We start from the raw sequence: 13584 nt of genomic DNA on the forward strand, positions 1-13584 counted from the left end.
GCAATGCATGACCATCACCATCACCACCCCATAAGCCGGAAGGATTTTCTGAGCAAATCGACTTTAGGTCTTGGGGCACTATCTCTGGCTTCTCTGATCCATCCTTTGAGTGCCTTTGGATCTGCCTTGAATGCACCGGTAGGGCCCCATTTTGCGCCGAAGGCGAAACGGATCATTTTTCTAAACATGATAGGCGCCCCTTCGCAGTTGGACTTATTCGATTACAAACCTATTTTAACAAAAATGCATGGTGTTGAATTACCTGAAAGTGTCATGGGAGATCGCCTGACGGCCACGGCGGAAGCGCAGGCCACAAAGCCTATCGTCAGGCCGCTGTATGCATTTAAACAACGGGGGAAAAGTGGGATGTGGATGAGTGATCTGATGCCTTATATGGCACAAATTACCGATGAACTCTGTATGATCAATTCCGTATATACCGAATCCGTTCAGCACGAACCGGCACAAATGTTTACCCATACCGGTTCGGAAATTCCGGGAAGACCCACCATGGGGGCCTGGATCAGTTACGGCCTGGGTTCGGAAAATGAAAATCTCCCCAGTTATATCGCCTTGATGACAAAAGGAAATGAAGGGGGATCTTCACGATTGCTGTCCAGTGGTTTTTTGCCTGCCGAACATCAGGGGGTTCAGCTTCGAAGCGGTAAAAATCCCGTGTTGTTCTTAAATAATCCCCCGGGCGTTACCGAAGGAATGAGACGCGGCCAACTTGACCATCTGCAGCAGTTGCAGGATCAAAGTTACAGCACCTGGGAAGATGCCAGTATCAAGGCCAAAATGTCGCAATATGAAATGGCCTTTCGGATGCAGACCTCCGTTCCGGAAGTGATGAATATAGAAGGCGAACCTGAACATATTTATGAACTGTACGGTGAAGACAGTAAAAAACCCGGAACCTTTGCCAGTAATTGTCTGCTGGCAAGACGATTGGTTGAACGCGGGGTGCGATTTGTCCAGTTATATCATGGCGGCTGGGACCATCATAGCAACCTGCCCAAGCAGATTCCAAAAAATTGCAAGGATGTCGATCAGGGTTCTGCAGCCTTAATCATGGATCTTAAGCAACGTGGTCTTTTGGAGGACACTCTGGTTATCTGGGGCGGGGAGTTTGGAAGAACCAGTTTTTCGCAGGGCCAGCTCACCAGGGATAATTTTGGCAGAGACCACCATCCCGACGCCTACACCATGTTATTGGCCGGCGCCGGAGTAAAAAAAGGACTTACCTATGGTGCTACCGATGCGTTCGGGTATCACATCATAGAAAACAAGGTGCATGTACATGATCTCAATGCCACCATCATGCATCTTATGGGATTGGATCATGAAAGGCTCACCTATAAATATCAGGGGCGCCGGTTTCGGTTAACCGACGTTCATGGCAATCTTGTAAAAGGTATTTTGAGCTGATGGATTGGAATCTTTTTATTGGCCGTTTTCATCCTGTCATGGTCCATTTGCCCATTGGCATATTCATTCTGGGCTATGGTTTTGAAATCCTCTTCCAATCCGGGTATCGAAACCCCATTAATTCACGAAAAATCATTATCGCCACCTATAGCTTCGGTCTTTTGTCGGGCATTATTGCCGCAGTTACCGGTTGGCAGCTGTCCTTAAGTGACGCTTACGGTATGGCGCCTTTAAATGACCACAAGTATCTGGGAATAGCCACATTGGTGTTGATGCTTGCGGTTATTATCTACCAGATCAAAGCGCCTGAAGTTAAGGGACGTTTAAAACTTGGCCTTTCTACGGTTGCTATTGTATTAACCGCGTTAACGGGCCATTTTGGGGGCAATCTCACCCATGGGGCGTCTTATTTAGTAGAATATGGTCCTGAATTTCTTAAGGGTGAAGCGGATACAGGAACGCCGGTCCTTACAACGATGAACCCGGATTCTGTCCAAATTTACGGGACTATTATTCGCCCCCTTCTCGACCATAACTGTATGGCTTGTCATCATTCCGGAAGTGATAAAGGCGGTTTGATTCTTGAGGATTATCCCAGCCTGTTTAAGACGTCCGATCACAACCAACCCATCGCTCCGGGAGACCCCTTTGCCAGTGAAATATTTACCAGAGTAAGTTTACCCGCCAATCATGAAAAGGCCATGCCCCCGCGCGGAGCAGGTTTTGGATATACCGATATCCAAATCCTGAAGTATTGGATTGAGAACGGGGCAGATAGTTTAACCGTTTTTAATTCGGATACCATGACCCCCGAACTGATTGCATTAATTAATCGCGACTACGGTTTGGATTACAGTCCAAAACCGTATTATGACCGGATAAGGGTCGACAGACCCGATGACGACCTCCTGGCGGAACTTCGGCGTTCGGGTTACCGGGTTCATTTCCTCAGCGAGACCAACTTTCTATTGGATGTCGCCTTCATGAACGATTCCATAAGCACGGAGCACCTTAAATTGCTCGGTAAGATTTCAGATCATGTAACCATTCTCAAACTGGTGAATTGCCATCTTACGGATGACCTGATACAGGATATGGCTCCGATGACGCATCTTACACGAATGGATATCAGTAAAAATAAACGGTTATCGGGGGGAGTGGCCTTTCTGGCCAAACACGACCATCTGGAATCCGTTAACTTCAATGAAACCGCTTTGTCGAAGGATGCCCTGGAACACCTCCTAACGGGGTTTGAGGATTTAAGGGTTTATGTGCGGCATACCAACATCACTCGGGAAGAACGTGCCGACCTGTCACAGGCCTTTCCCGGGGCCGAAATTATTTCAGAATTTACCTTTGAAACCGTTGCGCCAGCTAAATCCGTTTTCAGATCGGAATCGGAGAACTAGGGGTTGTCTTGAATCTGTTTTTTAGCCATTATAAAATCAGCCAGGCCCTGTACTGTTGCCTGAATACAGGCGCATGGTGTAGGTCCTCCCTGCTTTTCGCGATTGCAGGGTTCTTCGACCAATTCGGGCAAATGCTGTCTTACCCATTTCCTTCCTTCGTAAAAGAGTTCCGGATCGTTAGAGGAGGTTTCCACCGATGTCAGATGCCCGTCCCTTATGCCCAGGTGAAACGTATCGGTCACATGAAGATCGAGCTGAAGCGCTTCCATTAAATCGTCCTTTACGGTAACCGGACACACCACCAGGGTATCATTTTTTTGAATGCATTGGTGCCGGTTGAGCACTTCATAATGCCCGCATTCTGCCCATTTTTGATAAAATAGGATTCCCGAACGGGAGGTCTTGGCCTCCGCTAAGACGGTTCGTAAGGCCTCCGGATCAAACGAATAAAACGCATCAATAAACTGATTGGCTATGACCAAATTTTTATTCTGTTGCATGGCCGCTTCCGAATTGGACCCGTTTTTACAGCCTACGAGGAGGGCGAGGAAGAGGACAACGACCGGTATTATTTTCATAAGGAACAATTTTGGGTGCCCTGACACCTGTTTCAGGCACGTGAAATAAGGCTTTAAAGTAAACCATTTTGGCGATATGGCGTAAAATAATTGAACCTGTTTTGGCGACGTCTTAACCGGACCCGTGTTAGTCTCCTTCAAACGGCACGCGCCTGGACCCTTCCCCGGGCATTGTTGGGCCGGGGCGATTCCATTGGCAAACCTCATATCAGGGCTGAGGATTGAGGGGTGAACCCTCTTAAAACACCCTCTGGGAACATCAGTGTTTACAGGGCTTAAGAAGGATGCGCAGAAAATTTAATTTCCTGCGTAAAAAAAATAATTTCTTAAGCAGAAAATAGAGATTCTTTGCCTAGAAAAAATAATTTCCTAAGCAGAAAAAATAATTTCATGCGCAGAAAATGGAGCACCCCTGCGCAGAGAAAAAAAATTTCAGCGCAGAAAAATTTTGACGCCCCGGGTAGGGGTTTTTTGGGCTAACCTCCAGTTCCCTGAATCCACTTAAAAAGGAGGCATGGGCTTTCCCTTTTTTACAAGCTCATGATCCATACTTCTCCACAACTATCTTTAGTATTCTTTAGACTTGAAGGACCCTGCCATGCAATCGCCATCGCCATGCATAACACATTAAAATCACACGAATACATTTATTATCTTTAGGTTATAAAATAAAGATGGGGCTACACCATACTCAAGTTATGGTCAACACTTTAAAACATATATTATTTGTCGTACTCATTTTCTTTATGATCTCCAGAGGGAATACCCAGAATGCAGGAGCCATTGAAATGGGGTTTGGCTTTGGATATAATATGGCCAGGGTCTCCACCATTGACGGCGACAGGGGTACGTCCTACAGAAGTTCATTTAACGGCGGTGTTTTTGGAGAATACTTTTTTTCAGATCGCTGGGGATTGAAAATGAAACTTCTTTATGACCGAAAAGGCTGGTCCGGAATCATCCTGAAGGATGACCATCCGATAAGTCTCGTTTCCGATTACCAACTCAACTACATCACCCTTCCTGTAACCGCTAACTATCATTTAGGAATGGGCAGGAATTGGTACATAACCCTGGGGACCTATTTTGGGGTATTACTCCATGATAAGGCCGATGGATCGGCAACGGCTACCAACGAAGCCTTTGAACCACTGGACTTCGGTATCGCCTTAGGCATTGGGTATGCATTTAAAATCCAGGGCAGTACTAAATTTTATCTGGAATGGGATGCACAGGATGGGCTAACCGATATCTTCGATAATCCTTCAGAAAAGACCATAAGAAATTCCAGGATGAGTATCAATGTAGGCGTATTGTTTTTATAATTTAAAAAAGAAATCGGTTGAAAAGGGAAACCAACTACTCCGCTTGAACCCATTCATAGTGGCACAAATCCTTTTCTGTACCCCCTTTGCTATTTTGAATCCTCGCTTAGGGATTTTTTCTTTTGGTTAATTCCAATCGCATCATCCCAAAAAAATCGTATTCCACGATAAGTTGGTCCTTGGTCAGGGCCTTGATATAAACCGCCCCAAATTCATTCAATAGTATGGAATCCCCCTTAATGCGCCAGGCAAAATAATTTATCGTATCTGACTGCGACATTAAATACAGTGAATCCGGTCCAAACCTGACAAACTCTACATTGTCTTGTTCCGGTAATTCTACGGCCCCGGTTTCCATGTCGGTTGACGAAACAAAATACCAATTTCCCAGCAGGGCCTTTTTCTTGTGATTTTGCGTACAACCTAAAATGGCGCATGCTAAAAGAATCCCTAATATGTGTTTCATTGTAATGCCGCTGATAAGCTGTTTAATTAATACATCCATCCGGTCGCATTTTCGGGTTCTCAATGCTACTGTATTCTTTTGGGACAACCTTATAGGAATAGCAGGAACTCATGAATATTGGAATAAGACAACCGTTGCTATTAATAAAGGTAGTCATTAAATCCATATCGTGATGTAAATATCCTTACAAAGAGAAATAAACCCAAATAACCGCCCATTTATCAAGTTTAATAAGTAGATTTGAATACACGGGTCATTGGTTATTATCCCATATTGGGATTAAGCATTAGGTCATGATGATGACATCAAGAAATACATTCATTCTAATTGTTGGCAGTCTACTCCTGTCCATGATGTCCTGTACATCTGTTTCCTTTAATCAACCCCAACCGGTGGATTCCAAAAACCTGAAGCGCATTCCGAAGAAACTCCGGGGGACCTGGGTTCAAAAAATGGATACTATAATTATTGGAAAACGATTCTATCAAAAAACGGACTGGCATATTGATACGATATCGAGGGCCGAAATTGAGGCAGATACCTCCCTGGAAATACGCGGACAACGCATTTATGTAAACCATGAAGACGCCTTAAAAGGATTTGAATTTACGGTGTTGCAGGACTCCTTAATTGTGAAAGTTCCGGATAGATTTGAATTCACCTTAGGAGATTCGGCCCAACTTCGAAGGATTTCTAAAAGATATGCCATCATCAACTTAAAAAAGGACAGTATTTGGTGGGATGTCCACCTCGTGGAATATAAAAATAATGGCGGGATCATCGTCAGACATCCAAAAAAAGAGGAGTTGCACCTTTTGGAGTCTCTTCTGAACCGGACTGACATTGACCTTATAATGGCCAAAAAGGACACCAATAATAAGAACACAGCGGAATCCCATAAATACTGGGATGTGGGGTTGACCTCAAGACAACTGATGGATTTTATTAACCAGGGCGGGTTTTCGGGTACCAGCTTAGTTCTCGAACCCCATGAGAAAATTAGTGACTGATTTAAAAATAAACGGCCCTCCGCAACGCTTTGTTCAAAAGAAACAAAACTATTGAAAATGGGCGTCAAAATGCTCCAATTCCAACTTTAAGAACACTTGCTGATGGCATCCGCGTGAAGGCTGGTGTCTTTTTTGATGTGTGAATTTCCATTTATAATCCTCTAAGAACTTAGCTAAACCCATATCGGTTAACGGGTGTTTCAATAATCCCATGATTGAAGATAAAGGCCCCATCATCACATCACTGCCTATTTTTGCACCGTCAATCACATGCATAGTGTGACGGATTGAAGCCGACAGGATTTGTGTTTCAAAACCAAAGTTGTCATAAATTTGTCTTATTTCTGACATGAGGTGAAGTCCCTCCAATGGTTCGCCCTCTCTTATCATACCGTCAAAATCGGTTGCTATGACCTCATTACTCAAATCACCATTAACAATATCACTTATCTTTTTCTAATAAATCATGGATTGAGTTGCTATCGGCAATATGATATGTTTTAATTCCCATACTTTGTGCTGCCTTCAAATTTTCTAAAGAATCATCCACAAATAACGTTTCTTCTGGATTTAAATTACTATCTGTGAGCACATAACCAAAAACTTCTTTATCCGGTTTTCTAATACCTATTTCAAATGAATAATAGGCCTTTTTAAATAAATTATTAAATGAAAAATTATGGGCCTCATTCACTTCGTCAAGAAATTTCTTTTGGTGTATGCTATTGGTATTACTAAGTAGGTAAATATTGTATTTATCACTTAAGCTGGAGAGGATATCTATTCTATCCTTTGGCATGTCCAGAATCATAGCGTTCCATGCATTGATAATCTCAGTATTGGAAGGATTTTCATTGGATAAACTTTTAAGTTTTTCAATAAAGTCCATTGCCGACACCTTACCTATTTCCAAATCATAGAAAATGGAATCGGTATAATGATGCCCTGTATTGTTCACAATGTTTGTTATTCCTATGTTTTCAAACTCCAAAATGGTTTTTGGGACATCAAGGTTCATAATCACCCCTCCCAAATCAAAAATGATATTTTTTACAGTATTCATAATTTCATGTCTTTTTCCAAGTCAGTAATGCCAATAATACAGAGATTGATGCAGCCCCAATCCAAAATATAGTGATGGATGAAAAGTCATAAAGGGTTTCCTCTTTTAATATGGTTTTATTCCCCTCTATTAGAAACCCACTGGCGATATCCTGTATCCCTGCAGCCAGATAGCTCATGATACCCACTATACCCAATGCGGCACCAGAGGCTTGCTTTGATGCGATATCCACAGCCATCAACCCCCCTAAATAGCAAATCAATGCCCCAATTCCCAGTCCGAATATCACCATACTCAAGGCATCCAGCCACCATATCTTTTCGGGAATCCCTAAAAAGAGGGATAAGGCCAAAACATTCATCAGTCCAAATATTAAGGCAGGCGCATTTCTGCGTCCTTTAAAAAATCTATCGGATACGAACCCTGATGAGGCTGTTCCTAAAATGCCGCACACAGCACTTATGGCCACCAGGGTATTGGCTTCGGTCAAGGAATACCCCTTGGCCGCTTCAAAGTAATACGGCCCCCAACTGTTCACCGCATATCTGGAGATGTACATAAAGGCGCTGGATAAGGCCAACAGCCAAACATAAGGGTTCCTTAACACCCCTTTTTGCTCTTCCCATGTGGATACATGCGCTTTCTTAAAATCTTTATTAACCGGTGGCAGTCCTTTACTCTCCGGGGTATCATGGAAAAAGATGGAAATGATAAGTGCTCCCAATACACCCACTATGGCTGCTGCTCTAAAGCCCCATTGCCATCCAAAATAGGAGACCACAACCGCCGTGAGTATATAAGTTAAGGCCTCTCCAATATTATGGCTGGTACTCCAAAACCCATAGAAACTACCCCGTTCTTTGTCTTTATACCAACGGGATAAGGACACCACACACGAGGGGGCTCCCATGGACTGAACCCAACCATTGACCCCCCAACACAGGGCAAAAAACAAGAACGTACTGGTAAAGCCCATGATTAAGTTGGCCAGGGCCGATACTAAAAGCCCAATAGACATGAACCGCCTGATGTTACTATGGTCGGCTAAAAACCCATTGGTGAGTTTGCCTATGGCGTAGGTGAAAAACAAGGCCGAACCTATTAAACCCAACTCCGATTCTGTTAAAACCCCCGCATCAACAATCGGTTTTTTAACCACATTCAAACTTAAGCGACATACATAGTACAGACCGTAACCCAAGGTTGCCGATATAAAGACCTGCCATTTTAGATTTTTGTATTTCTTTGGATCTTCTATTAAGACCCCTCCTATTCCTTTTGGGAGTGATTTTTTAAAATAATTTAACATTTGTTGGGTGTATAACAATTCAATAAAAAGGCGTGGCTGACTTTACCACGCCTTTAAAAACTAAACTCAATCATATAAAAAAAACTACTGTTCTGCTATTAATTATTCATTGACATAATTTTCTATAAGTTCCTTCCATTTCAGATAACCCAATCCATTGAGATGAAGGCCATCCAATGAGTATACTTTATCTAAAGTGCCCGATTCATCAATAAAACTTGAAAAAAGATCGATAAACACAATATTTTCCTCTGTTGAAATTCGCTTCAATTGATCATTAATCTCTTTGATGGACTGATTTGGTCTTTCTTCTCTATGATAGGTTGGCAAAATACTCTGTAAAAAAATTAAAGTCCCCGATGATTCAGACTTTATTCGCCTGATGATTTGATGTATTTTGGCTGTAATGTAGGATGGTGATTTCCCATGTCCCAAATCATTGGTCCCTATTAACAAGAATATTTTTTTTGGCTTTGAGGCTGTGACTTCTTCCAGTCTGTACAGTATACCATCTGTGCGATCCCCTCCAATACCCCTATTTATTACATTAGGTTTATTAAACAGTTCTCGCCATCTACCCTGTTCTGTTATACTGTTGCCCAAAAAGACAATCTCATCTTTTTGGTCTGGCAATAATTCAAAAACACTTTTCATATGATAATATTTAGGACTAAAAAAAGTGGTGTCAATCTCCTGTGCCATCATATTTGTAAAATAAAAAATGGCATAAAACATTAAAAAAAGGGTTTTCATAAGTACTATTTATGAAGTTTTTTGCCTCTTAAATATTTAAGCAATAATTCGGGTCTATCTGTTTGGATAATATTGATGTGATTATCTATATACCAGTCATAAACCGAAGGGTTTAAAGCTGCTTTTTCGTCATCATGCCCTCCATTATGTTGTGGCCAAAGTGCATTTACCCAAACACTGGTTCCTTTTTCTCTAAGTTCTTCAAACTTTTTAATACCACTTAATGTGTCATATTTAACGGTGAACTCAATCGCAACCGGAGGATTTTCCTCCATATATTCATTAACGATTTTGTTAGCATCCAAATCATGAAGCCTTACAATTGGCATAAACAAGACCTTATCCAAATATTCGCCGAATTCGTCTTGTACTAAAGATTTGTTCTTTGCTCCTTTAATAATAACTTGATCCTGGGTTCCTGTTTCTTGAATTATCCGAAAACACTTATCAAAAATAGCATAGCTCTTATCCAAATTCACCAAGATCTTATCCTTAGTTAAGGTCAAAGCCTCTCTAAGCGTTGGTATTTTATGAGGTGTTGGAACTTCCAGACCATCTAATAATTGTAAGGTTTTTAAAGAATCCAAGGTCCAATCCTTAACGAACCCGCTTCCATTTGTGGTTCGGTCGATCGTTCTGTCATGCATCAAAACCAAATAACCATCTTTGGTCTCCCTGACATCAATTTCAACCATATCCACTCCCATATCTATACAGTTTTGTATTGCTTGTAAGGAGTTCTCTGGAGCATTTCTCCAATCTGCTCGATGCGCAACTACCAGGACTTCATGATCTTTTGAATCGTTTAGTTTATGGAGTAATGACTGTATAGGAGACACATAATTCTCCTTAATGGAACCGATATTGTCATTATTAGTTTCTTTACAGGAAATTAATAATGCCGTAATACAACAATAAAACAATATTCTTCTTCGCATTTCTAGATTTTTAAACTAGGGAGGACTAATATCCTCCCTAAGTAAAATTTAATTTGATTGTATTCATTCTAAAAGTGGTTTCCCTTAGAATTTTGCGCGAACACCAAAAGTGAAAAACCTACCTGTTTCACTAAAGGCTATATTACGATCTTCCCTTTCTGCATAGCGATAAGTTTCTTCTCCTGTAAGATTTAATGCATTACCTATTAAGATAATATTGTCTGTTAGGCTGTATTGTATATTGGCATCCAGTTGACCATAATCCTTTAGGAAATTACTTCTTTGACCACTTGAGCTTCTGACTTCGTATAATAATTTATCTCTCCAAGTATATGCCAAACGGGTACTAAAAGGCCCTTTTTCATAATAAGTCACCAAATTAAAGGATGTTTTCGCCTGACCAGGTAGCAAGGTTTTAACTGTTTGGTTGTTAAATGTTATTTCTGATTCACTATCTGAATACGTATAATTTATTAATGCTCCCATCCCATCCAGTGGTTTAGGCAAAAATGTGAACGGCAATTGAAGCGATATCTCAAATCCCGTAATAGTAGCACCCTCTCCATTAACTGGTTGAGTTACAATAAAAGGCGAATTCCCAACCTCTTCACCGTTATCATTAAGTAATGATCCCACATCTATTAATCTTTCATTTGTCACACTTGTAATAAAATTATCAACCTTTTTATTGAAAAAAGTAAATGAAGCTAATCCTTCTTTACTAAAGTACCATTCTAATGCCAAATCAAATTGAGTCGCAGTGAATGGCTTTAATTCCGGATTTCCCAAATTTGCCGTTCCACCACCGATTCCGGGCACCGCATTACCCGGTGCAACTGTTCCTCCGGGAGTTAAACTAGTTAGAGTAGGTCTTGTTAACGTGCGTGATGCTGTAAAACGAAACAACAAGTCTTTATCTAAATTTAACACTGTATTTAGGCTTGGTAAAAACTCTGAATATGTTTGGCCTATTGAAACAGGCGTTCCATCTCCTAAAAAACCATTTGAAGTTTGATCTGTAGAAACATATCTGAAACCAGCATTGCCTCGCATAGGCAATCCAAATACTTCACCTTTAAAATCTGCTTGAAAATAGGCTCCAAATGTTTTTTCTTCAATGGCAAATGTACTAATGTATCGTTGAGGTACATTAAAATTTGCACCACTTATAACTGGATCATCAAATACAGCATCAAAGTCAGCAACAAACCAATTTCGCACAATGTTTGGAGAATCATATTGGCTAAAGAAATCATTAACAGGTAAGTTTGTAGCTACCGAACTACCTACGGGCAAAGGATCTCCATTTGTATCAGTTGCCGTGAAACTACCATCATACCGAATACTACTTTTCTCTCTATTGCTATATCTAGCTCCCCAGCTGAATGACCTAATCAATCCATTATTATAATTCTTTATTAAATCGAATTTAATTGACGATTCCTTGTCATCTATGTCATCATTAATAAATCTACTTTGATTATGTCTGAAATCATTTGGATCGGTGAAGTCTGTGTTTTCCGGATGTAGCCCAACAAAAATTCGATCTGTAAAATCATAAGAAAAACGATCTATTGCATTATAAACGGCTCTAAATTCTCTTACCTTTTTTGTTGCGTTGCTATAGCCTAAATTACCTTTCGCATACCAATTGTTTTTTAACATCCAGGTGCCGTCTAAATTCAATAATAATAAATCTTCCTCAGATGGGCTATATAAATTTTCACTTCTGGAAGATACATTATCATATGTTGCCATTGTTACCAATCCAGTATTATCTATTGTCGCCTCTATTGGTTCTGAACGATCTCCATTGAGTACACCATCTATTGAGTGTCTGGTGCGTAACTCATTGAATTTAGCATATGCAACATCTAGGTTTAAGTCAAAGTTGTCATTAGGCTTAAATTGTAATGCACCTGTAACGCCTAATCTGTCACGATCTAAAAATTCTAATACATATCTAGGAATAAATGGGATTTCCACATTTGTAGCATCTACTGTTCCATCCCCGGCAATATCTAATTCTGGTATTAGTAAGAATCTTAATCCCTCAGCATTGTCTTGACGCAGACTAGATTCGGAATAGGAAACACTTGCAAGTAATCCTAGTTTGCCTCCAGCTAAACTATTGGTGCTGGCTAAAAAAGAAAGTCGTGGAGTAACGTCATCTTTTAAATCGTTATAAACCCCCTGGGCAGAGGCCGCGAATACAGGCTTTTCTCTAGAATAATCAAAAGGTCGAGCTGTTCTTAAATCAATGGTAGCTGCTAATCCACCTTCTGTCATTGAAGCCTCTGGGCTTTTAGATAATTGTACATTATTGAATAATTCTGAAGCAAATACATCAAAGTCCACTTCCCGACCTGGGTTTCCCGAAGCAACGGTTTGTCCATTAATTGTTACTCTGGTAAACTCTGGGGCCAACCCTCTAACACTTACTTGTTGCCCTTCACCCAACACTCTATTTATAGTTACTCCAGTAATACGGCCTAAGGACTCACTAATATTTAAATCGGGAAAATCGGCAATGTCTTTGGCTGCAATACCGTCCACAACACTGGTAGCATTTCTTTTTTGAGTTATTGCCTTGGCTAAACTCCCTCTGAATCCGGTTAAAACAATGGCATCTAATTGTGCGGCATCTTCCATTAATATAATATTAAATGTGCTTTGATCTCCAATTATTACTTCTTTTGTTTTATAACCAACATAGGATACAACAAGTATCTCCGCTTCGTCTGATACGGTAAGCGAAAAATTTCCTTCAAAATTAGTGGTTGTTCCTGAAGAGGTGTCTTTAACTTGAATATTCGCTCCCGGAAGAGGTACTCCAGAGGTATCAGTGACTTTGCCATTAAGCACTCTTTCTTGCTTAACCTCAGTTTTATTCACTTCTTTTAATTTCACCAGAACGGTATTATTCTCCGATATAGAAATCTCAAAATTACCACTTGTCAAACTTCTTCTCAATAGCTTATTAGTTGAAATAACTCCTTTTTTAACCTGAACTTTTGGAAAATCTTTAAATATACCTTCCTGATAAATAAACTTGTAATCCGTTTGGTCCATGATTAGATCAAATACCTCATCTACCGTGAGGATTTCATTATTGTCAATTTTTACTTTGGAATTTTGTGAGATAACATTGTTGGGTGCTAAACTAAACACTGTTGCAACACACAAAAAAACAAAGACTTTCATAATGTTAATTAATAGTTTCCTTCTGTTACGGAATAGGAAATTGTTTAGATTAATTTTCATAAATTTGATTGTTATTAGTTGATTTAATAAATAATTAATTA

General features: G+C 40.5%; 11 protein-coding genes and 1 pseudogene. 4 read left to right on the forward strand and 8 right to left on the reverse strand.

The features are described from left to right. The first annotated feature begins 3 nt into the window (after nucleotides 1-3). Entirely contained in the window at nucleotides 4-1428 is a 1425-nt protein-coding gene (locus tag MR054_RS04150; protein WP_242156300.1) for a DUF1501 domain-containing protein, read from the forward strand. After that, nucleotides 1428-2837 carry a DUF2231 domain-containing protein gene (locus tag MR054_RS04155; RefSeq protein ID WP_242156301.1) on the forward strand — a complete coding sequence of 470 codons (1410 nt, stop codon included), beginning with the start codon at nucleotides 1428-1430 and terminating at the stop codon, nucleotides 2835-2837. The genes MR054_RS04150 and MR054_RS04155 overlap by 1 nt, the downstream gene beginning before the upstream one ends. On the opposite strand, the gene MR054_RS04160 is transcribed toward MR054_RS04155, so the two are convergent. Further along, nucleotides 2834-3415 carry a hypothetical protein gene (locus MR054_RS04160; protein WP_242156302.1) on the reverse strand — a complete coding sequence of 194 codons (582 nt, stop codon included), beginning with the start codon at nucleotides 3413-3415 and terminating at the stop codon, nucleotides 2834-2836. The two genes, MR054_RS04155 and MR054_RS04160, sit on opposite strands and share 4 nt — an antisense overlap. A 698-nt stretch (nucleotides 3416-4113) precedes the next feature. On the opposite strand from MR054_RS04160, the gene MR054_RS04165 reads away from it, so the two are divergent. Then, on the forward strand, nucleotides 4114-4740 hold the full coding sequence (locus MR054_RS04165; protein ID WP_242156303.1) for a porin family protein: 627 nt from the start codon (nucleotides 4114-4116) through the stop codon (nucleotides 4738-4740). A 106-nt stretch (nucleotides 4741-4846) separates the two neighbouring features. Here MR054_RS04165 and MR054_RS04170 read toward each other — a convergent pair whose 3' ends face one another. Further along, a complete protein-coding gene (locus MR054_RS04170; protein WP_242156304.1) occupies nucleotides 4847-5206 on the reverse strand; it encodes a hypothetical protein in 360 nt (119 codons plus the stop codon). A 293-nt stretch (nucleotides 5207-5499) separates the two neighbouring features. On the opposite strand from MR054_RS04170, the gene MR054_RS04175 reads away from it, so the two are divergent. Then, nucleotides 5500-6216 carry a hypothetical protein gene (locus tag MR054_RS04175; RefSeq protein ID WP_242156305.1) on the forward strand — a complete coding sequence of 239 codons (717 nt, stop codon included), beginning with the start codon at nucleotides 5500-5502 and terminating at the stop codon, nucleotides 6214-6216. Between the two features lie 48 nt (nucleotides 6217-6264). Here the strand turns inward: MR054_RS04175 and MR054_RS16785 are convergent. From MR054_RS16785 to MR054_RS04200, 6 genes and pseudogenes are all read right to left on the reverse strand, one after another. Beyond that, nucleotides 6265-6666, reverse strand: a pseudogene (locus MR054_RS16785) (transaldolase family protein); the annotation flags it as partial. After that, nucleotides 6659-7279 (reverse strand): HAD family hydrolase, encoded by a 621-nt coding sequence (locus tag MR054_RS16790; RefSeq protein WP_420868319.1) that lies wholly within the window; start codon nucleotides 7277-7279, stop codon nucleotides 6659-6661. The pseudogene MR054_RS16785 and the gene MR054_RS16790, both read right to left, overlap by 8 nt. Nucleotides 7280-7283: 4 nt before the next feature. Further along, entirely contained in the window at nucleotides 7284-8588 is a 1305-nt protein-coding gene (locus MR054_RS04185; protein ID WP_242156306.1) for an MFS transporter, read from the reverse strand. Between the two features lie 102 nt (nucleotides 8589-8690). After that, the gene (locus tag MR054_RS04190) at nucleotides 8691-9341 is read right to left on the reverse strand and encodes a GDSL-type esterase/lipase family protein (protein WP_242156307.1); all 651 of its coding nucleotides are present in this window, start codon (nucleotides 9339-9341) and stop codon (nucleotides 8691-8693) included. 5 nt (nucleotides 9342-9346) lie between these two features. After that, nucleotides 9347-10279 (reverse strand): glycerophosphodiester phosphodiesterase family protein, encoded by a 933-nt coding sequence (locus tag MR054_RS04195; RefSeq protein ID WP_242156308.1) that lies wholly within the window; start codon nucleotides 10277-10279, stop codon nucleotides 9347-9349. 84 nt (nucleotides 10280-10363) lie between these two features. Next, nucleotides 10364-13483 (reverse strand): TonB-dependent receptor, encoded by a 3120-nt coding sequence (locus tag MR054_RS04200; protein ID WP_242156309.1) that lies wholly within the window; start codon nucleotides 13481-13483, stop codon nucleotides 10364-10366. Nucleotides 13484-13584: the final 101 nt, after the last annotated feature.

It is taken from the genome of Aestuariivivens sediminis (assembly GCF_022662105.1).
In the GTDB taxonomy this organism is placed as follows: Bacteria; Bacteroidota; Bacteroidia; order Flavobacteriales; family Flavobacteriaceae; genus Aestuariivivens; species Aestuariivivens sediminis.